Source organism: Nocardia grenadensis NBRC 108939, assembly GCF_001613445.1.
GTDB classification, from domain to species: Bacteria; Actinomycetota; Actinomycetes; order Mycobacteriales; family Mycobacteriaceae; genus Nocardia; species Nocardia grenadensis.
The window spans coordinates 35,489-58,335 of record NZ_BDCJ01000019.1 but is presented as its reverse complement, the minus strand read 5'-3'; the positions used below and the strand labels follow the sequence as shown (position 1 = coordinate 58,335).

The following is a 22,847-nucleotide window of genomic DNA, read 5'->3' as shown; positions in this document are numbered from 1 at the left end:
GTGCGAGTCGTCGACCGGGCCGAACGTCGTCGGTCGGCCCGGCCGTCCCGGGTCAGGCCACCGAGGCCCGAACCCGGCGTTCAGGTTCGCTGCGGTAGCGCGAGCGGTCGCCGTCGATTCCGAGTGCCCGCCACAGCCGCGCGGTGACCGGGTTCATCAGACCGAGCTCGTCGGCGAGGGCACGCATATCGCCGAAGTAGCCGGACAGGATCTTCCGCGAGTGCGGGCTACGCCAGAACGCCTCCTCGATCACCTCGCGTGGCACGTCGAAGCGGCGGGCGAACTCCGGCGGCGGCGCCATGATCTCGCCGGCCAGCCAGCGCAGCGCCAGCGGGAAGGACAGCCCGCACAGCGCTGTCGAGACCGGGCCGAGTTTCGCGATATGCGCGCGCAGGAATTCGCCCGCGAAGGAGATGTGGCGCGCCTCCTCGGCGATATGGATCTCCATCGTCCGGACCACCAGCGGCGGTAGGTTCGCGCCGTTGCGGATCATCGCCTTCTGGTAGTGGTCGATCGGCTCCTCGCCGCCCAGGATGCCCAGGAACAGCACCACATGCGCGTAGCCTCCGGCCACCCCGATGAACGGGGAGAGCGCCCGGAAGATCGGCCGCATGCCGGGGACATCGTCGCCGATGCGGTTCACCAGTTCCTGGAACATCTGGATGTGGTTGCACTCTTCGGTCATCTCGTGCAGGCAGTAGCGGAACTCCGGCGACCCGTTGGGCAGTTTCGCGATGTACTGCATCATCCCGCGGATGAGTACGGTTTCGAAGGCTGCGCCGACCTTGATGGCGTTGGCGATCCGCCAGCGGCCGATCTCGATCTGTTTCGCCGGCGGTAGTTCCCGGTACCAGCGGGTGGCGCCGAGCGGGTCGTAGTCGGGGGAGAGGATCCAGCGCGGATCGTCGCGGTCGAGGGCGAGTTCGGGCGCATCCCAATCGATGTCCAGATACGGATCGAACCGGCGGTGCACCGAGCCTTCCGACAGTGTTTCCAGCGTCTCGCGGTACCGGGTGTCCAGCTTGGGAGCCCGCGGCAGAGTCGACGGCGTCATCGGTGCCTCCTCGTGCGTATGGCGTACATCTCTCTATGGATGAATTTACCGGGACTCAGCGTCTCAGTAAATAGAGCGTGTAGAGCCGGGGCGCAATCGTGCCCTGTGGTGATGAGGGCGCAGGAGTGACGATGGTGTGCGCGAAAGCCGCGCTTCAGGTCATATCTCCCGGTCACGCGGGGGTGCGTGCGGGTGTGCGCCGGGGCCACGAGGCGGTGTGCCGACCGGGCGACGGCATCGGGCGGCTATTGCGCGGCGACAGTGTTCGTATGTACTCGCAGCGTCTCGATCCGGTCCCGGGTGGGGTGGAAGTCCAGGATCAGCAGCGCCGGTCCGGTGGGCAGATCGGCGCTGATCGTGACCGAACGACCCGCCGCCAGCGTTTTGCCCTGTCGCAGGCCGCGCGCTCGTACGGCCAACTCCGCGCTGCCGATCGACTCACCCGACCACAACCGCACCGTGTCGCGGTCGCCGGTCAGTGCGGTGACCGTCGCGGTATCACCCGCGGCCGCCGCCGCGCACAACCGGTGCGCGATCCGTTTCCCGGTGGCACCGATACCGGTGCACGCCCGCGCCATACCCGTCAGGCCGGGCACGCCTTGATTACGCAGCAGCAGGCCGCCGAGCCGGGTGCCGGCCCGCCATCCCTTCGGTCCGGTGCCCATGAGTTGCCCGACCATGGGCACCAGTTCCCAGTACGCGGCGAGATATCCGATCCGCAGGGTGCCGTCCTGTTCGACCACCTCGTAGCGCAGATGCATGGGTACCCGGACCCGGGCGCCGGTCGACATCGTGATGGTGATGGTGAGATCGCGCAACACGGTCGCCGGACCGGCGAAATCGTGTGCCACGTCGAACACGATGTCGTTGGGTGCGATGAAGGTGTCGTAGAACCGGGCGATCGCGTCGTACCCGGTGTGCGGGTCCGAGCCGACCGGATCATTGACCACCGCACCGGCGGCGAACAGGCCCACCCAGGCGGCCCGGTCGTGGGCCGCTACGGCGCGCGGAGACGCGAGAACGGCCTCGCGCAGATCCGCGGCGGTCGGTTCCAGCGGCACGGTGACTCCCTTCGGATGGCCGGAATTCGTTCCCACAATAGAACACGTTCTATGGGTGGCCGAGTGACGTAACCTGCCTGCTTGTGAAAATGTCGGTGCGGTGCGGCATCATCTGTGCACGCAGCTATTCGACGAACAAGTGAGATTGTCCGGAGTACCCCATGCCGTCGCGAACAACATCGAGCACGAAGCCGAAACCTCTGTCCGACAACGACCTCGAGCAGATCGCCGCGGAGATCGAAGCGGGGCGCCCGCCGATGGTCTGGTTCACCGCCGCGGCGGTGGGGGTCACCGAAGGCCGGTCGGGCAAGGTGGTCTCGCTCGGCGATCCCGCCGACGGTGACTTCCTGCAGATCCGGCCCACCGGGTCCAAGGATGTCCTGTCCTTCGGCCCCACCGAGGTCACGATGGTAAAACCCCAGCGTGACAAGCCGGCCGCCGCGCCACCCGCGCCCCCACCCGCCCCCGAGAAGAAGGAACCGCCCGTGACTCCCGCCGCGTCCCCGTCCACCCCCGCCCCCTCGGCCGCGGATCGGAAACCGGCGCCCGCCCCGGCGAAGAGTGCTGCCGCCGAGTCGAAGCCGGCCGGGGCGCCGCGGACCTCGGCCGCTGCCAAGGCTGCCAAGGCGCCGGCCGCGCGCAAGGCCAAGGCGCCGGAGGTCACCGTCACCATCAACGGCACCGGCGACGGTGAGTGGACTGTGGACGTCACCGCGGGTAAGAAGCGGACCGCGCGGGCGGTCCCGGTCACCGGTACCGCCGTGGCGCAGGCGGCGAAACTCCTGCCGCCGGAGGTGTCCGAGGTGGTGGACGGTCTGCTGGAATCGGTGCGGGGCGCTCAGGAAGCCAAGGTCCAGCAGCTCCAGGCCGAACTCGAGCAGGCGCGCAAACTTTTGGAAGAACTGACCGACTGATCCGCATCCGCCGATACGGACCCGTCTCCGGAGCCACCTCCGCGGGCGGGGTCCGCTCGGTCTCCGGGGCGGATGCGGCCGACCGTCCATAGACCGGCGGCCGTTGGGACGGACAAGTGCTGTGGCCTACCCGGTTCTGTCGAGGCACACGACAGTCGGCACTGCACTGCTTGTTCCGACGAACTGCGTTCGCGGCCGGGCGGGCTCGCCCCGCGGCGCCGGAGGCGGGCAGATCACACCGCTGTTTCCCGCGGTCGCCAGCCGCGGCGGCTCGATTCGGGCGGGGTGTACCGGATCGAGTCGTGGAACATGTAGCCGAATCCGCGCCGTTTCGCCTGGTACATGGCAGCGTCCGCGTCGCGGATGAGGTCGTAGATGCTGGCGTCGATATCGCGGGGGCCGCCGCAGGCCAGCCCGATACTGGCTGTCAGCGGTACTTCGCCGGTGCTGAGCTGGAACGGCTTCATGAACACACCCAGCAGGCGTTCGGCCATTTTGGTCGCTTCCATCCGCTCCAGCGGAGCAAGGACGACGAATTCGTCCCCGCCGTAACGGGCCACCACATCGTCGCGGCGCACGGTGGAGCGGATCCGGGTGGCTGCCTCGGCGATCAACTCGTCGCCGACGGTGTGCCCGTAACTGTCGTTGATCGCCTTGAACTCGTCGAGATCGATGAAGAGCAGACAGAGCGCGCGTTCGGCCCAGTCCCGGTGCTCACGATGCAGTACCCGCAGCAGCGCGGAACGGTTGAGCAATCCGGTGAGTGGATCGTGGTCGGCCTGGTACTGGGCGCGGCGTTCGCTGCGGGCGCTGTGGCCGATCGCGCGTTCGCTGCGGATGAGCAATCCGATGAGCAGCAGGGCGAGTACCGAGGACACGATGACCTGGTCGAGCGGGCTCAGCGGGGCTCGGGCCACCGGCACCAGGGAGGAGAGCACCAGGGCGACGGCGATAACGCTGGCACGCTGACGGGAATGGTGGATACGGATGGTGCGCGGCGCGCCCAGCGTCGTCATGGTCGGGTGCAGGGCCGCCGCCCCGGCCGCCAGATACGCGCCGATCAGGGGGAGGATCAGTACTTCCGGTGCCGTGTTCAGGGTCCCTGCCGCGACCAGTCGGTACCCGAGATCGGTCGCCAGCACTCCCGCGAGGGCCGTGTGCAACAGGCGGAGCGAGGTTTCCGAGCGGCTCGAGGTGGCCAACGAATGTGCCAGCAGGGTGAGCAGTAGCGCATCGCAGACCGGTAGGGCCACCGCCGTGATCGTGTTCGTGTCCGGGGTCTCGGAGTGCAGCACGGGTGCGATGAGGAAGATCCAGGACGCCAATAGCGCGCCGAGCCCGATCAGCCCCGAGTCCAGGACGACATCGGGATGGGCCCGCGCCTGCCGTGGCCGCAACCACATCAGCGCCGCCAGACCGGAACCCAGGTAACCGGCCAGCGTGCAGATCTCGTCCAGAGGGGTGGACGCGTAGCCGGTCAGTTCCCGCAGCACGGTTCCGGTCGCGAAGGGGAGTGTGGCCCCGGCCAGCAGATACCACGGCAGAGGATGTGACGGACGATGCCGGCGTAGGCCGAAGCAGATCATGCCGACGGTGCCGGCCGCCGCGAACAAGGTGACCGCTACCGACAGCGGACGGGACCCGAGTATCGGATGCACCAGGAGCGGCGCGCCCACCAACACGGAAAACGCTGCGCCATAACGTATCCGGTGGATACCGTGCTGCCCTGCTCCCTGCGGTTCGCTGATGATCATCAGCCCCCCTTTGATCGCTCCATTCCCGGTGAAATCGAGCCGCGTCGCAGGCCTGGGTCCTTATCTGTCTGTCGTGCTCTACCTGTCCATCGAGCGGCGGCTGACGCAAACCGAGTGTTCCTGTACGAGGGGATGTCCGAGCCGTCCGCAGTGCGTGCGGCCCACCAAACCTGGACTATGGATCCGATGATGACACGCAGTGTCGAATTTGTCGCTCTCTTGGCACAACAACGTCGTAACAGGTGTCTCGATGGTGGCGGCGCGGCGGTTCTCGGGCAGCGGCGGGCGGCTCGTACGGTAGTCCGGTGACCGAATGCGAGGAGAGCACCGGCGGGCGTCGTCGATGGTCGGCGCCGGGCCGGGTCAACCTGATCGGCGAGCACACCGACTACAACGACGGCTTGGTGTTGCCGATAGCGATACCCCTGGTGGTCACCTGCGAAGGTGCCCGGCACGCCGATGATCTGGTCCGGGTGGGCTCACGCCAGCGGCCGGGTGAATCGGTGCGGCTCCCGGCCGCGGCGCTGGCCACCGAGCGGGACCTGCTGCCGGGCTGGGCACGGTACCCGCTCGGCGTGGTCGCGGAGTTCGGGCGCCGCGGCCACGGGATCGAAGGTGTGGAACTGGATTTCGACGGCGCCGTCCCGGCCGGGGCCGGGCTGTCCTCGTCGGCGGCGCTGTGCTGTGCCGCCGCGGTGGCGGTGCGCGATCTGTGCGCGCCGGAGGTCGGCGACCGGGAACTGATCGATATCGCCCGGGCCGCCGAGAACGACTACGTGGGTGCGCCCACCGGCATCCTGGATCAGGCGGCATCCATCCTGTGCACCGCGGGACACGCCCTGTACCTGGATGTACGTGCCTTCGGTGCCTCCGATTCGGGTGGTTTCGAACGGATTCCGTTCGATCTCGCGGCCACCGGCCTGCGGCTACTGGTCATCGATACGGGGCAGACCCATGAGCACGCGGCCGGCGGGTACGGCGCCCGTCGTGCCGAATGCGCCGCCGCGGCGGCGGCTCTCGGGGTCGCGTCGCTGCGCGATATCGCCGACGCCGGGCAACTGTCCGGTCTCACCGATCCGGTGCTGTACCGGCGGGCGCGACATGTACTCCGCGAGAACGACCGGGTGCGCGCGGTGGCGGAACTGCTGCGCTCGGGAGCCGACCCGCGTGAAATCGGTCCGCTGCTCGATGCGGGACACGACTCGCTGCGAGACGATTTCGAGGTGTCCACCGCGGTGCTGGACGCGGCGGTGGACGCCGCTCGCGCGGCCGGTGCCCACGGGTCGCGGATGGTCGGGGGTGGTTTCGGGGGCAGCATTATCGCCCTGGTCGATACCGCTGCCGCCGGCCGGGTCGAGCAGGCGGTCCGGGAACGTCTCGCGAGCATGGGCTTTCCCGACGCGCGGGCCATCGAGGCCGTGGCCGGTCCGGGCGCCGGCCCGGTGGGTTGAGGAGGTTCGGCCGGTCGAGAAGGTTCGGCACCGCGGCGATCACGGCACCGAACCTTCTTGCTCAGGCCGCCGGACGTGCGCGGCGCAGCGCGCCGACGAGGATGTCGACCAGGAGGAAGGCCAGCAGGCTCAGGCCGAACACCGGAGCGAACCAGCCGATCAGTGCGGCCGCGGCGAGCACCGGCACCGCCAGGACCGCCGACCGGCGCAATGCCCCGCGGCGCGGTGGCCTACCCACCGCGAAGGTGCGGCCCGGGGCGGCGGGCCGGCGCCGCCACCACATGAGGTATCCGCGCACGATCACCGTGATCAGCCCGATCGCCGCTGCCAGCAGCAACAACTGGTTGAGCACGCCGAACATCAGGCCCATATGGAGCTGGATGCCCCAGTTGGCCATCTTGGCCATGAACGGCCAGTCGGAGTAGGGGAGCCGATCGGTGACGGTGCCGGTGGCCCCGTCGACGGCCGCGGCATCGGCGGTGAGTGTGCCCGACAGCCGCCGCTCCTTCACCGCGAACGCGGTGCCGTCGGTCGCCGGGATCGTGATCTCGGCGGGACGGGTGACTCCGGCCTGGCGTGCCGCGGCGAGGACCCGATCCAATTGCTGGATCCGATCCGCCGGCACCGAATGCCCGGCCGGGTGACCGCCGTGATGATCGCCGTGCCCGGTATCGGCCGGCGCCGCCGACCCGGGCAGCGCGGTCGCGACGACAGGTGTGGTCCAGCCGAGGTTCTCCCGGAGTGCCTCGATATTGGCGCCGGCATAGGTCGACCAGGTGAGTCCGGTGGCCGAGAGCAGCAGCACCGCCGGGAGAATCCACACCCCGACCACCGCATGCCAGTTCAACCGGCGTTCCCGTGTGATCGCGCGGTTCGGGACGAACAGCCACCGCGCCGCGTTACGCTGCCGCCGGCTGCGTACCCGCCGGATCCACAGGGCGAGCCCGGCGAGCGCGATCAGCCACAGCCAGGAGGCCGCCAGTTCGGAGTACAACCGGCCGGGTTCGCCGAGATGCAGATGGCGGTGCATCTGGGACACCCACGCCCGGAAGGGCAGCGCACCGGAACTGCCGTACACCACCGATTCGCCCACCGGCCGCGCGGTCACCGGATCGACGAAGACGGCGCGCCGCTCGGATTCGCCGAGGGTGGGATCGCTGAACAGCACCCGGGTGGTCTCACCCGGTGCCGGCGCGGGTGCGACCGCCACCGGTGTGAGATGCGGCCGGACCGCGGTTCCGGCGGTCACCTGGTCGGCCAGCGGTCGCTCGGGGCCACGGGAATCCACCGTCAGCAGATCCCGGTTCACGAAGGATTCGATACTCGGCGCGACGGCGTAGAGGCCGCCGGTCATCGCCGCGATCAGGAGAAAGGGCCCCACGAAGAGGCCTGCGTAGAAATGCAGCCGCAGCGCGAGCGCGCGGAACGCGCCTCTTCCCGGCCGGGGTGAATCGGTCGCCGTAGCGGTGCCCGCGGGCGCCGCGGGGACCTCGGTGGTACTCATCGGTGTTACCTGCGTCCTGTGCCGGCCCGGCACCCGGCCGGAGGTAGACGGGTGCGCGGGGACGCGGCGCGCACCGAGAACTCGGGTCGCCGCGCTGAGAGAACCGGCCGGGGCCATGGGCGCGGGTGCGTGCGGAGATCACCGCAGCGGCAGTCGGCGCCCGGCCGGGACGGCCGGGTGGAAGATCAGATCGGCACAGCCCGAGGCGGTGCCCGGGTGCGGCCCGTCTCGGCCGCGAGGATCCACGCGACGACCCGGTCGCGGTGCAGTAGACGCAGCGGGGGTGGATCCGGGAGTACCGGTGGCCGGGGCGCGACCGGCACCAGGCGCGCGAGGGCGGTCGCCATGACCCGGTAGGCGAATTCGGCGCCGCGCACGACCACCGCCGCGGCGCAGGCGACGACGAAGTGCGCCGTGAGCATGGTGGGGTTCGGCTGGAGGTCACCGTGGTGCAGATGGCCGGAACTCCAACCGAGGCTCAGATGGCCGAGCAGTTGCCCGGCCGTCAGCGCCGCGGCGAGTCCGGTGGTGCCGGTGCGCAGCGGGCGCAATCCGGTGACCAGGGCACCGACCGCCGCCGCCGTCAGCGCCAGCAGGACGACCGCGGTCCCGTCGGGCGAACTCGTCCGGTCTGCCCAGCCGTGCGCGGCCACCGAGACGGCCCCCGAGATCAGGCCGGCCGCCGCACCGCGGACGCGGGCGGCGCCGAGCTGGTCCACCACATAAGTGGAACCGAACCTGATACGCACCAGAGGATGATATCGGACCCCCGCCCTGCCTGCGGCGCAGCCGATATCCGGAGTGGCTCCGGGATTCAGCTGCCGGGTTCCAGTTCCATCAGTGGTTTCCGCAGCAGTTTCCCGGTGGCGTTGCGTGGCAATTCGTCGAGGAACACCACTTCGCGCGGGACCTTGTAGCGGGCCAGATTCGCCTTGACGTAGTCCTTGATCTCCTCGGCGTCGCGTGCCGAATCCGGCCCCGGGACCACCACGGCGCGCAGCCGTTTGCCGAACTCCCGATCGTCCACGCCGACCACCGCGGCCTCGAGTACATCGGGCCGTTCGGCGATGAGGTGTTCCACCTCCTGCGGGAACACGTTCTCGCCACCGGAGACGATCATGTCGTCGTCGCGGCCATCGATGAACAGCAGACCGTCGGAGTCGAGATGCCCGACATCGCCGCTGGACATCATGCCGTCGACGGTCTCCTTGGTACGTCCGTCGGTGTAGGCCTTGAAGGCGTGCGGGTTGTCGATGAAGATCGTGCCGGTGACATTCGGCGCGGTGATCCGCTTGCGGTTCTCGTCGTAGAGGGCGATCCGCACCCCGACCGGCGCCCGGCCCGCGGTGGCCGGCGATTTCTTCAGTTCCTGCGGCGTGGCCACGGTGATCACCGCGCATTCGGTGGAGCCGTACAGGTTGTACAGCACCTCGCCGAAGTGTTCGCCCGTACGCACCACCACATCGGGCTGGATGGCCGAGCCCGCCGCGAAGATCACCCGCAGCGACGAGACGTCGTAGCGATCGAGTACCTCTTTCGGCTGGTCCAGGATGCGTTGCAGCATGGTGGGCACCACGACCAGTGAATCCGCCCGGTACCGGGCGATATTGGCCAGGGTGAGTTCGGGGTCGAACCGGCGCTGCTGGAACACGACCCGGTTGCCCAGCGCCAGGCCGAGGGAGAACTGGGACAGTCCGGTGCCGTGGAAGATGGGCGCGGCCATCACCATGGTGCCGTCGGTCGGCAGCGGCACCCGGTCGATGAACTGGGCGGTGATGAACGGGCTGACCTTGTCGCGCGGGGCGCCCTTGGGTGTGCCGGTGGTGCCGCTGGTGAGGATGACCGTCCCACCCGGTTTGTCGGGGGCCGCCAGGGGTGCGGTGGACTGTCCCGCCGAGACGGATTCGACCGTCGGGATCGCCGGGTCGGCATCATCGGATTCGTCCACCCAGGTGAGGATGCGCGGGATCTCGGCGGGGATGGCGCTCATCAGGTCGAAGAACTCGCTGTCGTGCAGTACGGCTTTGATCTTCTCGCGTTCGGCCACATCGGCGAACTGCGGTTTGGCGAAGCCGGTGTTCATCAGGACCGCGCGCAGGCCGAGTTTGCCGGCGGTGAGCATACTCAGCACCATGCCGCGGTGGTCGCGGGCCAGGACGGCGACCACATCGCCGGGCCGCAGTCCGCGTTCGGTGAGGCCGCGGGCGAAGGCGTTCGAGCGGTCGTCGAGTTCGCGGAAGGTGAGTTCGCCGGACTCGTCCACGATGGCCGGGGAGTCGGGGCGGGTCTGCACGGCGTGCATGACCACACCGGCGAACGGGCCGTACTTGGTCGCATTGCTCATCGACCGGAGGGCGTGGTCGAGCCGCAATGGATCGAAGAGGCCGCGTTTGCGCATGACGTTCACGGCCAAAGCGATATCGCCGGCTCTGCGAACGGGGCCGGGCAGCGACAATGTCATCGGCGACAACCTTCCGCGGTGTACCGCCGGGAACGGCGGCTACCTCCTCGAACTCCTGTGCACCGCCAACCCTAGCAACCGTCGCGGGGACCGCCAGGTCATTGTCTCGGACAGTAGGGAAACCGGGATACTACTGTGAGAATTCCCGGTTTCCCGACCAGAAGAGATGTCAGACCTCGTATTCCACCAGCACCCGGCGCAGCAGTTTGCCGGTCGGGTTGCGGGGCAGATCTTCGAGGAAGACGACCTCGCGCGGCACCTTGTACCGGGCCAGGTTCTCCTTGACGTAGGTCTTGATCTCGGTCTCGTCCGGGGTGTGCCCGGGTTCGGGGACGATGAACGCGCGCAGTCGCTTCCCGAACTCCACGTCGTCCACGCCGACCACCGCGGCGTCGAAGATATCGTCACGCTCGAGCAGCAGGTTCTCGACCTCCTGCGGGAACACGTTCTCCCCGCCGGATACGATCATGTCGTCGTCGCGGCCGTCCACCATGAGCAGGCCGTCCTCGGTGAAATGGCCGACGTCGCCGCTGGACATGTAGCCGTCGATGATCTGCTTGTGCCGGCCGTCGGTGTAGCCCTCGAAGGGCGCGCCGCTGCGGACGAAGATCCGGGCGGTGACATTCTCGGCGGTCACGGCCTTGTCGTTCTCGTCGTAGAGGCGGACATCGCAGGTGAGCGGCGGGCGGCCGACCGTCCCGGGGGCCTTGGCCAGATCGGCCGGCTGGGCCACCGTGGCGATGGCGACCTCGGTGGAGCCGTAGAGGTTGTACAGCACGTGCCCGAATGCCTCGGTCGCCTTGACACACAGCTCCGGTGACAGCGCCGAACCCGCCAGGACGATCCCCTTCAGCGAGGAGATGTCGTACTTCGCCCGGACCTCGGCGGGCAGTTCCACCATCCGGTGCAGCATGGTCGGTACCGCGACCAGCAGTTCGGCCTTGTGGTCGGAGATCATCTTCAGCGTGGCCTCGGCATCGAACCGGCGCCGCATGACGATCTTGTTGGTGAGACCGATGCTCACCAGGTAGGTACCCAAACCGGTGCTGTGGAAGATCGGCGAGACGATGACGACGGTGCCGCGCTTGGGGAACGGCATCCGGTCCAGGAACTGCGCGGTCGCCACCGGGCTGGCCTTCTCCCGCGGCGCGCCCTTCGGCAGGCCGGTGGTACCGCTGGTAAGGATGATGAATCCACCCGGTTTGGCCGGTACCGGCAGCGCCTCGGTGCCGTTCTCGGCGATCAGATCGTCCAGTGTCCGGGCGCCCTCGGGAATTTCGGTGCCCTCGTCGACCCAGGTGAGGAATCGGGGCATATCCGCGGGCAGCGCGTCGAGCAGGCCGAGGAATTCGCTGTCGTGCAGAACCGCCTTCACCTGCTCCCGTTCGCACACCTCGGCGAACTGCGGTTTGGCGAAACCGGTGTTCAGCAGCGCGATCTTCACGCCGAGCTTGCCCGCGGCGGCCATGGAGAGGATCAGTCCGCGATGGTCTCGGGCGAGGATGCCGATCACGGTCCCCTCGGTGATTCCCGCGGCGCGCAGTCCGTGGGCGATCTTGGTGGACTGCTCATCCAGTTCGCGGTAGGTCAGCTCACCGCGTTCGTCGGCCAGTCCGGGTGCGTCCGGCGCGATGCGCGCGGAGTGCATGATCAGGGTGGCCTGCGGGATGTAGGTCTTGGAATCCTTCAGCGTTCGCAGCGTTTCCCCCGGATTCCTCAGATCGATGAATCCGCTGGACTGCAGCAGCCCGTATGCCTTGACGACTTCCAGCGTGTGCGCCAGGTTCACCTTCGAACACCTCCACAGATCCTCGCGTCGGCACTCGACCTAGCGATTCCGAACGGCATATCGGTGGCCACCGTAGCAGTGAAAGTGTAATCGCTCACACCGTACGCTCCGGACAAAAAAGACATCCGCGAGCGGTCGCCGCGATGGCCGGTGCGGGCGGGCGTCGACAATTCGACGCCCGCCCGCACCGGCCCGCCGGCCTCGGGTCAGTTGTAGACCGAGCCCAGCGACGGGAAAGTGATGTCGCCGCGCACGTACTGGAACCCGTCCGGGTGCTCCGCGCTCACCGGCACCGGCCAGCGGTGCCACAGGTTGCCGTACACCGCGGCCACGATCAGGCCCGGGCCCGGATCGATCGGCCGGGTGCGGATCGTGGTGTCGGCGATGATGTCCCGATGCTCGGTGAGCTGCTCGATACCGCTGCGGCCGTTGTTGAGGTTGAGCCAGACGACATCCAGCCGCGCGCCCGTCTGATCCGGGGCGATCGTGCCCGGTCCGCCGAAGAACGCGAACCGGAAGCCGTCGACGTTCAGTGACAGGCCCGAGCCGTACATTCCCGGGCCGCCGCCGCGGCCCACAGTGGATTCGGCCGGGATCTGGAACGGCTGCGCGGGCAGGGCGGCATCACGGGCGGCCGTGGCAACCCGCGGGTCGCCGAGCAGCCGGGATACTGCCTGCTCGGCGGCTGGATCGCCCGCCGCGGCGGTGTGCAGGGCCTGAGTTGCCGAAGTCCAATCGACCTGGGCGGGTTCGGCGGTCGCGTGCCCGGTGAACAGAAGGGTGGCTGCGGCTGTCCCCACGGCAGAGGTGAGGAGCCGACGGGTAAAGGCCGATATGCGCATAACCAGTCTCCTTGCAGGGTGATGTCCGGAGTACTGCTCAGTGACTCGGTGTGGGTGCTGCGTGGTGGAACTCGTGCCGGCGCGGCGGAAGAGCGGATCCGGTGGCACCGATCGTTCGATCGAACAAACACTGTCACTAGGTCCCGGTGCTGTCCAGGACCGCCGCGCGGCCGGTCGGTCGCGGTTTCGTATCCGATACCGCCGGATCAGCCGGAGTGACCGCGAGCTGGAGCAACTGCTGCAGGGTGTGCTGGTCCTGCTGGGTGAGGGGCCGTAACGGCGAATCGGCCGCGACCAGGTCGAGTAGTCGGGTCCGTAGTTCGCTGGCGTCTGCTCGCCTTGGGTGCCGCCCTGCACACGCCGCTACAGGTCCGGTATCCGCACTGGTCCTCGGACGCGGACCACGATCGGGTCGGGTAGGCAGGCACAGGCGCGCCACCGGCTGGTCGACGAATCGCCGCCACCGGTGACCTGGCCTTCGGTAACCATTTCGCTGAAGTCGTGTTCGGTACATTCGCCCGCGACGGCGCCGGCCGTAGCCCGTGGGTGCCGCTGCCGTGACTGCCGGGCGGCTCCGACGTCGCCCGGAAGCGATATGGACCGGTGTGCGCCCGCCGGACGAGCTCACACCGGCCCACCTGCCGCCTACTTCAGTTCGGCGCTGGTCTTGCCCAGAACCCGGCGGGCGACGATGAGCTGCTGGATCTGCTGGGTGCCCTCGAAGATGTCGAGAATCTTCGAGTCCCGGCCCCACTTCTCCAGCAGCAACCGCTGCGAGTAGCCGACCGCGCCGGCCAGTTCGACCGACTTCAGCGTCACATCGGTGCCGGTGCGACCCGCCTTCGCCTTGGACATCGAGGCCTCGAGCGAGTTGGGCTTCTTGTTGTCGGCCATCCAGGCCGCCCGCAAGGCCAGCAGGTACGCGGATTCGTAGTCGGCTTCCATTCGCAGGAACTCGGCCGCTGCCGCGTGCTGATTGTTGGGCGGGGTGTCGTAGGAGATCTCGATACCCGCGTCGGTGAGGATGGTGCGCAGTTCCTCGAGCGCGGCGCGGGTGACGCCGATGGCCATGGCCGCGACCATGGGCCGGGTGTTGTCGAAGGTCTGCATGACCCCCGCGAAACCCTTCTCCACGTTCACTTCCGGGCTGCCGAGGATATTGTCCTTCGGGATCCGGCAGTCCTGAAGCAACAGCACCGCGGTATCGGAGGCCTTGATACCGAGCTTGTGTTCGAGCCGGGCCACCGACAGACCGGGAGCGTCCCGCGGGACCACGAACGATTTGATGGCGGCGCGGCCGAGGCTGCGGTCCACCGACGCCCACACCACGATATGGGTGGAACGCTGCCCCGCGGTGACGAAGATCTTCTCGCCGTTGAGCACCCATTCGTCGCCGTCGAGAACGGCGGTGGTGGTGACCGCGGCCGAATCGGATCCGAAGCTCGGTTCGGTGATAGCCATCGACGCCCACACCTTGCCGAACCGTTTCAGCTGTTCGTCGGTGGCCACCGCGGCGATCGCGGCATTGCCCAGCCCCTGGTATGGGATGGACAGCATCAGTCCTACATCGCCCCAAGACGTTTCCAGGGCGTTGAGCAGCGCCGACATATTGCCGCCGTTGGCGTTGACAAGCACAGCGGTGGAAGGCGCCTCGTCGTCGGAGCGTCCGCCGCTGGCCCCGCTGATCTTCTGCGTGCCCGAATCGCTGAGTCCGTCGACCATGGCGGCCATGGTGTCGAGTTCCACCGGGTATTCGTGCTCGCCGAGATCGTATTTGCGCGAGATGGGCCGGAAGATCTGCGCGGCCACCTGGTGCGCCTGATTGGCACTGGCCCGCAGTTTCTTGGGAAGTTCGAGATTGATCATGGAGATCTCCTGGGAAAAGAGCTGTGACTGCGCCGGGAACTCAGACCAACACCACGCCCTCGGCGACCGCGATACCCCTCAGATCGCGGTACCAGCGTTCGACCGGGTGTTCCTTGGTGAAGCCGTGGCCGCCGAGCAACTGGACACCGTCCAGTCCGAAGCGCATACCCTTGTCCGCCGCCAGCTTCTTGGCCAGCGCCGCTTCGCGGGCAAAGGTGAGGCCCTGTTCGGCGCGGGCGGCGCCACGCAGCGTGACCAGGCGCAGACCGTCGAGTTCGATGGCGATATCGGCGACCATGAACGCGACCGCCTGGCGGTGGCTGATCGGTTCGCCGAAGGCTTCCCGCTCGTTGACGTAGGGGATCACGTAGTCCAGTACGGCCTGCCCGGTGCCGGTGGCCAGCGAAGCCCAGCCGAGGCGGGCGAGCTGGACGGCGTCGCGGTAGTCGGCCGCGTGCTGCGCGGCATCGCCCTCGCCGAGGACGGCGTCGGCGGCGAGGGCCACATTGTCCAGGACCAGCCGGCCCAGGCCGGCCGCGCGCAGACCCATGCTCGGATCGGCTTCCACCGACAGGCCCTCGGCGTCGGATTCGACCACGAACAGGGCCGGTCGGCCGTCGAGTTCGGCGCCCACGATGAAGATCTCGGCGTCGGCGGCCGCGGGAACCAGGCTCTTCACCCCGGTCAGCCGGTATCCGCTGGGGGAGCGGACCGCCTTGGTCTGCAGAGCGAAGGGGTCGAACAGGGCCCGCGGTTCGCTGATGACCACGGAGGCCTGCGGGACGTTCTCACCGGTGAAGGCCGGCAGATAGGTCTGCTGCTGAGCGTCGGTACCCCATTGGGACAGCGCGACCGCGACACCGCTCGGTGCGAGCATCGGCAGCGCGAGACCCATATCGCCGTGCCCGAGCGCCTCGGCGACCATCGCATTGGTGACCGCGCCGCGTTCGGTGGCCGCGCCCTCGAGCTCTTCGGGCACATTGATGAGGGTGATACCCAGTTCCGCGGCCCGGCCGAGCAGATCGGCCGGCGCGGCGGCGGCATCATCGGCGTCGTGCGCGGCCGGACGCAGGATCTCGGCCGCGAACTCACGTACCGTCTCGACGATCATCTGCTGTTCGTCGGTGGGGGTGAGGTCGAAATAGTCCTTGGTCTTCGACTCGTTGTCCGGGAGCCGTTTGGGTGCCCCGCCTCCGGCGACCTTGTTGAAGGCACGGGTGGCCGCGCCGAGGGTGCGGAATCCGGTTTTGGTGCTCTGGTAGGTGACCCGGTCGATCGGCTTGCGCAGGTTGTACTTCTCGGCCAGCTCCGAACCGGTGATGGTCGACATGACCCGCATGGCGGCGCCCATCCAGTCCCGTTTGGGTTGGTGCAGGCCCACCCCGTTCTCCTGGCGGACGCCGCCCGGCGACCGCCGCTCGGTAGCGCTGTCTCGAATGCTCATCATCACCTGTTTCTCGCGCGGGGGTGAGGGTCGGACCCCGAGGTATCTTACTGCGGAGTAAGGCTATCTTACTGCGGAGTAAGAAAGGCGTCGAGTGGTCCGTACGTCCTGGTGCGCGGACGCGCGCGGGGAACGCGCAGGTGATGAAGCCGAGAACGCCCGCCCCGGAATCCGGGGCGGGCGTTCTCGGTCACCGGAGTTACCGCGGGTGGGAGATGTCGTCACCCGGACCGCGGACTCCGGCCGGCTATTCCCGCACGTACCAGCGCAGGGTCGCGTAGGCGGTGAGACCGGCGAACAGCACGCCGACCGGCATCACCATGAGCGCGGTGGTGAAGATGTCGTCGAAGGTGATCTGCGGGAACACATTGCTGGCGAACAGATCGCCCAGGGCCCGGTCGATCACCAGTGGCCGGGCCACGAACAGGCCGGCCGTGGCCAGCAGACCGCCCGCCAGCGCGGCGGCCACCGCCTCCAGGAGGAACGGCAGCTGGGTGTACCAGCGGGTGGCGCCCACCAGGCGCATGATGCTCACCTCCGTACGCCGGGTGAAGGCCGCGATCTGCACCATATTCGCGATCAGCAGCAGCGCCGCCACCGCCTGCAGCAGCGCCATACCGAACGCCGCGTTGCGCAGGCCGTCGAACAGGCTGACCAGCCGGTCCACGATGTCCTTGTCGTTGCGGACCATACCGACGCCGGGCCGCTCGTAGAACTGCTCGTAGATCGTCGGGTACAGCGACGCGTCGGTCATCTTGACCCGCAGCGAGGCCGGCAGTGGCGTCTCGCTCACGTATTCGGCCAGTTCCGGCTGGTCCTTGAAAGTTTTCTCTTTCGCCTCCCGGACCGCGCCGTCCCGGTTGAGGTACTGCACGTTCTGCACGCCGTCGACGGCCTCGAGATCGGCCATGAGCGTCCGGCACGGATCGTTCACACAATCCGGATCGGTCGCGGAGACGTCCTCGGTGAGATACAGCCGTACCTCGAGTCGGTCCAAGAAGTACTGTTCGGTCTTGTCGGCGATCCGCACCGCCAGCAGACCGCCACCCAGCATGGTCAGCGAGACCGCGGTCGTCAGGATCATGGCGACGGTCATGGTGACATTGCGGCGCAGTCCTTCGGAGACCTCGCCGAACAGGAATCCCGCCCGCATTACCGGCGCACCTCGTAACCGCCGTCGGCCTGATCGCGGACCAGATGACCCTCGTAGAGTTCCACCACCCGCCGGCGCATACCGTCCACGATCAGTGGATCGTGGGTGGCCATGAGCACGGTGGTGCCCATCCGGTTGATGTGCTCGAGCAGCAGCATGATCTCGTAACTCGTCTCGGGGTCGAGGTTGCCGGTGGGTTCGTCGGCCAGCAGGACCAGCGGCCGGTTGACGAAGGCCCGGGCGATGGCGACCCGCTGCTGTTCGCCGCCGGACAGTTCGGTGGGCAGCCGGTCGGCCTTACTGCCCAGCCCGACCAGTTCCAGTACTTCGGGCACGGTCCGGTCGATGAACTGTCGTCGTTTGCCGATCACCTCCAGCGCGAAGGCCACGTTCTGGGCGACGGTGCGCTGCTGCAGCAGCCGGAAATCCTGGAAAACACATCCGATCCGCTGCCGCAAACGCGGCACCCTCCGCCCCGGCAGCCGGTCGACACGGAAATCCGCGACCGAGATCTCGCCCGCGGTCGGTGTCTCCTCTTTGAGCAGCAACCGCATGAAGGTCGATTTACCCGAACCCGACGGACCGATGAGGAAGACGAACTCACCCTTGTCGATATGGACGGTGATGTTTTCCAGCGCTGGTCGCGTAGCGGTCGGATACGACTTGCTGACGTTGCGCAGGGTGATCACGAGGAGTCAGTGTAACCATTCGATAACGAAGCGGCCCGCGGGCCGTGTCGTACCCGCTAGCGTGCCGGAAGTACCTGGACAGGGACCTGATGGACGGCGGGTACGGCGGGGGCGGGCTCCGGTTTCGCGGGCGTGATCTGGTCCGGTTTGACGAACAGGTACAGCACGAAGGTCGCCACCCAGCCGCACGCCAGGATCAGCGTGGATCTACGGGCGCGCATGCAGGCCCTCCCGGCGCATGGCCGCGGCCACGCGCACCCGTAGCTCGCGACTCACCTCGAACTGTTTACCCGGCAGCGTCCGGGCGACCATCCGGATGTTCATCTGGTCCACGGTCAGGTCCTCCACGCCCATCACCGTCGGCTCGTCGAGCAGCAGCGGTTCGAGGCGGGGGTCCCGGTAGGCCTCGCCGCCCACTTCGTGCAGCACTTCGTTGATCCGGATGATATCGGCACTGGCCGAGACCGGTACATCGATCGCGGCCCGGGCCCAATCCTTGGACAGATTGGTGACTTTCACGATCTGGCCGTTCGGCACGGTGATCACCTCACCGTCCGGGTTGCGCAATTTGGTGACCCGCAGCGTCACATCCTCGACCGTGCCCTCGGCCGGATCCTGGATACCGGTCACCGCGATCCGCACCACATCGCCGAACCCGTACTGCCGTTCGGTGATGAGGAAGAACCCGGCCAGGATGTCCTGCACGATGCGCTGCGCGCCGAAACCGAGCGCGGCACCCAGGACCGCCGCCGGTGCGACCAGGCCCGACATCGAGAATCCGATCCGCCCCAGGACCTCCATGGCGACGAGCACGTAGGCCACGGTGAGCACCACCCAGGTGAGCACCTGCGCCAGCGCGTGCCGGTGCTTGGCCTCCTCGGAGCGGACCAGCGCGTCGCCGCCGCGGAACCCGGAATCGATCTTCTGGGTGACCCGGTCGCGCAGGTAGGTGGCGAAGCGGGCGAACAGCATCGCCCCGAGGATCAGCAGCACGATCTCCAGGCCGGACGACCGCAGCCATGAGGTGACCTCCGAAGACAACGCCGGCGCGGCCAGCGACAGCGCCCCCTCCGCATGCATCAGACCACCTGCTCTCCCGTGCATCACCGAAACGGCTTGCGACGTCCCGGATCCGGGTCCGCTAGCTCTCCTGCAGCACTGTACTCATCCGCCAGCGGATCCCGGATTCGATGAATCCGTCGATATCGCCGTCGAGTACCGCCGAGGGATTGTTGACCTCGAAGTTCGTGCGCAGATCCTTGACCATCTGGTACGGGTGCAGCACATAGGACCGCATCTGGTTGCCCCAGGACGCGCCCTCGTTGGTCTTGAGCGCATCCATCTGGGCGCGCTCCTCCTGTCGTTTGCGTTCCAGCAGTTTGGCCTGCAGCACCCGCATGGCCGACACCTTGTTCTGCAGCTGGGATTTCTCGTTCTGGCAGGTCACCACGATCCCGGTGGGAATATGGGTGATCCGGACCGCCGAGTCGGTGGTGTTGACGCTCTGGCCGCCGGGTCCGGAGGACCGGTACACATCGACCCGGATATCGGTTTCCGGGACCTCGATATGGTCGGTGGTCTCCACCACCGGCAGCACCTCGACCTCCGCGAAGGAGGTCTGGCGGCGGCCCTGGTTGTCGAACGGGCTGATCCGGACCAGCCGGTGCGTGCCCATCTCCACCGAGAGGGTGCCGTAGGCGTACGGCGTCTTCACCGCGAAGGTGGCGCTCTTGATACCGGCTTCTTCGGCATAGGAGGTGTCGTAGACCTCGACCGCGTACTTGTGCCGGTCGGCCCAGCGGATGTACATGCGCATCAGCATCTCGGCCCAGTCGGCCGCGTCCACGCCGCCCGCGCCGGAACGGATATTGACCAGCGCGTCACGTTTGTCGTACTCGCCCGACAGCAGGGTGCGGACCTCGAGCGCCTCCACATCGGTGTGCAGCGCGGCCCGTTCGGCGTCGGCGTCGGCCAGTGCGCTGGTCTTCGCCTCGCCTTCTTCCTCCTCGGCCAGCTCGTAGAGCACCGGCAGATCCTCGAGCCGCTGCCGTAACTCCTCGACTCGGCGCAGTTCGCCCTGGGCGTGCGAGAGCTCGCTGGTGACCCGCTGCGCGTGATCCTGGTCGTTCCAGAGCTCGGGATCGGCGGCCTGGTGCTCCAGTTCGTCTATGCGGCGGCGCAGCTCCTCGATATCGAGGACCGATTCGACGGTCTTGAGGGTTGCGTCGAGTTCGGCGAGGTCGGCGGTCACGTCTGGATGCACGGTGTTCAAGGCTACTAGGAGCGTCCGTCGCGGTGTACCGCGCGGCCCGCGGAAACCGCCGCCGGTCAGCTCGGGACGGCCCGCAGGTTGCCGGGGCGGTGGCCGGCGAGGCGGTCCAGCGCGGTGGCCGTCGCGGGGTCGGCGGGCAGGTGGACGATCAGCTGCTGATCGTCGTCGGCGAACAGGTCCAGAGTTTCGAAGGCCAGCCGGAGAGTCCCGGCCGTGGGATGAGTCATCCGGGTCACGCCGGTGGCGGCGGGCAGATTGGGCACTGTGGCGAGACGGTCGGTGAACGCCGCACCCGCGGTGATGGTGAGCTGGTCGGCCAGCGCCGCGATCTCCGGATCGGCACGGAAAGGACCCTGTTTGAGGGTGGCGACCAAGTGGTCGGCCAGATGATCCCAATCCGGGTAGACCGCGCGGGCCCGCGGATCGGTGAAGGTGAAATGAGCGAGATTGGACCAGTGCGCCCCGTCCAGCGCCCCGGTCGGTTCCATCAGCCTGCGGTAGCCCTCGGTGCAGGCCAGCACCTCGGTGAGCCGGTTGACCACGACCGCCGCCGCGGGGTCGAGCTGATCGAGCAGGGCCCGGATCGTCGGCCGGATCTCGCGACCCGGCCGGGCCCGGCCCATGCAGTTGAACCCGGTATCGGCCTTGGTCAGGCGGTACAGGTGGATCCGTTCGGCGGAGGCGAGTCCCAGCGCGTCGGCCAGCGCGGCGAGGACCTGGGGCGAGGGATTGCGGTCCCGCCCCTGCTCGAGACGGGTGATGTATTCGACGCTGACCCCCGCCAGCGTGGCGAGTTCGGCTCGGCGCAGTCCGGGCGCCCGGCGGCGCGCGCCCGTGGGCAGCCCCACCTGGGCCGGTGTCACCGCGTCGCGCCTGCTGCGCAGGAACAGGCCCATCTCGTTCGCGCTCACGAGGCCCACGGTAGCGGCGGGCCGGCCGTTCAGGGTGGCCGTGGCAGTACCACTCTCGGCGCGGTCTCCCACCGCGGCGCGCGGGACGGCAGATTCGATTCCGGCGGCCGCCGGGCCGCCCGAGCAGAACGGAGCACACCATGTCCACTACGCCCCTACGTCTCGCGGTGCTGATCGGCAGCGTCCGCGAGGGCCGCTTCGGGCCGGTCGTCGCCTCCTGGATCACCGCGCAGGCCGCCCGCCACGACCGGTTCGAGATCGACGTGATCGACCTGGCCGACGCCGAAATCCCCTTGGCGCTACCCGCCGTTTCCCCGGCGCTCGAGCCCGACCCGCAGCGTCCCGCCGGAATGCTCGACCTGACCGCTCGGCTCGCGGCCGCCGACGCGTTCGTCATCGTCACCCCCGACTACAACCGCAGCTTCCCGGCCTCGCTGAAAGCCGTCATCGACTGGCATTTCACCCAGTGGCAGGGCAAGGCCATCGCGTTCGTCGGCTACAGCGGGGCCAGCGGCGGACTGCCGGCCATCGAACAGCTCCGGCAGGTGTTCAACGAACTCGACGCCCACACGGTGCGCGAATACGTCTCCTTCCCCCGCTACTACCTGCTGTTCGGGGAGGACGGGCAATTGCTCGCACCCGCGGAACCGGAGGCCGCGGCCCAGGTCATGCTGGATCGGCTGCACTGGTGGGCGGAGGCACTGGTGGCGGCCCGCGCGGTGGCGGCCTGACGGCGGACCGCCCCACGGACGGAGGACGGCACGGCGCGCGGCCGCGCCCGGACCGACTCGATAGTGTTCGGGTGTGGCTGCTCACTCCTCTGACCTCGAACTCGCATTGCGGCTGGCCGACGAAGCGGACGCGATCACCCGGGAACGGTTCCGCGCGCTGGACCTGAAGGTCGATGCCAAACCGGACCTCACTCCGGTATCGGATGCCGATCTGGCCGTGGAGGAGGCGATCCGCCGGATGCTGCGGCACGGCCGCCCCGAGGACGCGGTGCTCGGCGAGGAATTCGGCGGTACGGCCGAGTTCACCGGCCGGCAATGGGTCGTCGATCCGATCGACGGCACCAAGAATTTCGTGCGCGGCGTCCCGGTGTGGGCCACTCTCATCGCCCTGCTGGAGGACGGTGTGCCGGTGGTCGGTGTGGTGAGCGCGCCCGCGCTGGCCCGCCGCTGGTGGGCCGCGGCAGGCCAGGGCGCGTGGTCGAGTTTCCATCCCGGTGCGCCGCAGCCCATCACGGTCAGCGCCGTCGCCGATCTCGGTGCGGCCAGCCTCGCGTTCTCCAGCCTGTCCGGCTGGCGGGACCGCGGTCTGCGCGAGCAGTTCATCGACCTCACCGACGAGGTGTGGCGGGTCCGCGGTTACGGCGACTTCTTCAGCTACTGCTTGGTCGCCGAGGGGGCGGTGGATATCGCGGCCGAACCCGAGGTGTCGCTGTGGGATCTGGCCGCGCTGGACATCCTGATCCGCGAGGCCGGCGGCACCTTCACCGCCCTCGACGGTCGCGCCGGCCCGCACGGCGGGGACGCGGTGGCCTCCAACGGACGGCTGCACCAGCAGGTTCTGCTCCGCCTCCGCGGCTAGTCCGCAGTGCACCGCGGCGCCCGCCCGGGACCGCCCGGGTTCGGCACCGTGCTGCGCCCGGATCCGCGGCGGTGGACGCGAGCTGCGTCTAT

Annotated in this window: 20 protein-coding genes; 4 read left to right on the top strand and 16 right to left on the bottom strand. The window is 68.4% G+C overall.

All coding sequences use genetic code 11. From position 1 onward, the window contains the following. Nucleotides 1–52: 52 nt before the first annotated feature. Nucleotides 53–1,054 carry an AurF N-oxygenase family protein gene (locus NGR01S_RS20235; protein ID WP_063039114.1) on the bottom strand — a complete coding sequence of 334 codons (1,002 nt, stop codon included), beginning with the start codon at nt 1,052–1,054 and terminating at the stop codon, nt 53–55. Between the two features lie 245 nt (nt 1,055–1,299). After that, on the bottom strand, nt 1,300–2,115 hold the full coding sequence (locus tag NGR01S_RS20230; RefSeq protein ID WP_063039112.1) for a nuclear transport factor 2 family protein: 816 nt from the start codon (nt 2,113–2,115) through the stop codon (nt 1,300–1,302). A 161-nt stretch (nt 2,116–2,276) separates the two neighbouring features. Here NGR01S_RS20230 and NGR01S_RS20225 point away from each other — a divergent pair, with 161 nt between their 5' ends. After that, a complete protein-coding gene (locus tag NGR01S_RS20225; protein WP_063039109.1) occupies nt 2,277–3,029 on the top strand; it encodes a DUF6319 family protein in 753 nt (250 codons plus the stop codon). Nucleotides 3,030–3,262: 233 nt separating this feature from the next. Here the strand turns inward: NGR01S_RS20225 and NGR01S_RS20220 are convergent, their stop codons facing one another. Further along, entirely contained in the window at nt 3,263–4,783 is a 1,521-nt protein-coding gene (locus NGR01S_RS20220; RefSeq protein WP_063039107.1) for a GGDEF domain-containing protein, read from the bottom strand. 305 nt (nt 4,784–5,088) lie between these two features. On the opposite strand from NGR01S_RS20220, the gene galK reads away from it, so the two are divergent. Next, nucleotides 5,089–6,234, top strand: coding sequence for a galactokinase (gene galK / locus NGR01S_RS20215; RefSeq protein ID WP_084481476.1), 1,146 nt, complete (start codon nt 5,089–5,091; stop codon nt 6,232–6,234). Nucleotides 6,235–6,295: 61 nt separating this feature from the next. Here the strand turns inward: galK and NGR01S_RS20210 are convergent, their stop codons facing one another. From NGR01S_RS20210 to NGR01S_RS20150, 13 genes are all read right to left on the bottom strand, one after another. Then, nucleotides 6,296–7,738, bottom strand: coding sequence for a PepSY-associated TM helix domain-containing protein (locus NGR01S_RS20210; RefSeq protein ID WP_063039105.1), 1,443 nt, complete (start codon nt 7,736–7,738; stop codon nt 6,296–6,298). A gap of 185 nt (nt 7,739–7,923) precedes the next feature. After that, complete coding sequence (locus NGR01S_RS20205) at nt 7,924–8,487, bottom strand: hypothetical protein (RefSeq protein WP_245664682.1); 564 nt, start codon at nt 8,485–8,487, stop codon at nt 7,924–7,926. A 65-nt stretch (nt 8,488–8,552) separates the two neighbouring features. Then, on the bottom strand, nt 8,553–10,199 hold the full coding sequence (locus NGR01S_RS20200; protein ID WP_063039103.1) for an acyl-CoA synthetase: 1,647 nt from the start codon (nt 10,197–10,199) through the stop codon (nt 8,553–8,555). A 169-nt stretch (nt 10,200–10,368) separates the two neighbouring features. After that, nucleotides 10,369–11,988: an acyl-CoA synthetase gene (locus tag NGR01S_RS20195; protein WP_063039101.1), complete on the bottom strand. Its 1,620-nt coding sequence runs from the start codon at nt 11,986–11,988 to the stop codon at nt 10,369–10,371. Between the two features lie 206 nt (nt 11,989–12,194). Next, nucleotides 12,195–12,830, bottom strand: coding sequence for a hypothetical protein (locus tag NGR01S_RS20190; RefSeq protein ID WP_063039098.1), 636 nt, complete (start codon nt 12,828–12,830; stop codon nt 12,195–12,197). Between the two features lie 645 nt (nt 12,831–13,475). Beyond that, nucleotides 13,476–14,696 (bottom strand): acyl-CoA dehydrogenase family protein, encoded by a 1,221-nt coding sequence (locus NGR01S_RS20180; RefSeq protein WP_063039094.1) that lies wholly within the window; start codon nt 14,694–14,696, stop codon nt 13,476–13,478. A 40-nt stretch (nt 14,697–14,736) separates the two neighbouring features. Then, a complete protein-coding gene (locus NGR01S_RS20175; RefSeq protein WP_157107353.1) occupies nt 14,737–16,146 on the bottom strand; it encodes an acyl-CoA dehydrogenase family protein in 1,410 nt (469 codons plus the stop codon). 241 nt (nt 16,147–16,387) lie between these two features. Next, complete coding sequence (ftsX, locus tag NGR01S_RS20170; protein ID WP_063039090.1) at nt 16,388–17,293, bottom strand: permease-like cell division protein FtsX; 906 nt, start codon at nt 17,291–17,293, stop codon at nt 16,388–16,390. After that, the gene (gene ftsE / locus NGR01S_RS20165; RefSeq protein WP_039826181.1) at nt 17,293–17,982 is read right to left on the bottom strand and encodes a cell division ATP-binding protein FtsE; all 690 of its coding nucleotides are present in this window, start codon (nt 17,980–17,982) and stop codon (nt 17,293–17,295) included. Before ftsE ends, ftsX begins: the two co-directional genes overlap by 1 nt. A 56-nt stretch (nt 17,983–18,038) precedes the next feature. Beyond that, nucleotides 18,039–18,203, bottom strand: coding sequence for an Rv3103c transmembrane domain-containing protein (locus tag NGR01S_RS31070; protein WP_157107352.1), 165 nt, complete (start codon nt 18,201–18,203; stop codon nt 18,039–18,041). After that, nucleotides 18,190–19,062: a mechanosensitive ion channel family protein gene (locus NGR01S_RS20160; protein ID WP_063039088.1), complete on the bottom strand. Its 873-nt coding sequence runs from the start codon at nt 19,060–19,062 to the stop codon at nt 18,190–18,192. Before NGR01S_RS20160 ends, NGR01S_RS31070 begins: the two co-directional genes overlap by 14 nt. A gap of 61 nt (nt 19,063–19,123) precedes the next feature. Further along, entirely contained in the window at nt 19,124–20,245 is a 1,122-nt protein-coding gene (prfB, locus tag NGR01S_RS20155) for a peptide chain release factor 2 (protein ID WP_063039393.1), read from the bottom strand. A gap of 65 nt (nt 20,246–20,310) precedes the next feature. Next, on the bottom strand, nt 20,311–21,165 hold the full coding sequence (locus NGR01S_RS20150) for a helix-turn-helix domain-containing protein (protein WP_063039391.1): 855 nt from the start codon (nt 21,163–21,165) through the stop codon (nt 20,311–20,313). 140 nt (nt 21,166–21,305) lie between these two features. Between NGR01S_RS20150 and NGR01S_RS20145 the strand changes: the two genes are divergently transcribed. Together NGR01S_RS20145 and hisN are read left to right on the top strand one after the other, a co-directional pair. Further along, a complete protein-coding gene (locus tag NGR01S_RS20145; protein WP_063039086.1) occupies nt 21,306–21,896 on the top strand; it encodes an NADPH-dependent FMN reductase in 591 nt (196 codons plus the stop codon). A 73-nt stretch (nt 21,897–21,969) separates the two neighbouring features. Further along, entirely contained in the window at nt 21,970–22,755 is a 786-nt protein-coding gene (gene hisN, locus NGR01S_RS20140) for a histidinol-phosphatase (RefSeq protein ID WP_063039084.1), read from the top strand. Nucleotides 22,756–22,847: the final 92 nt, after the last annotated feature.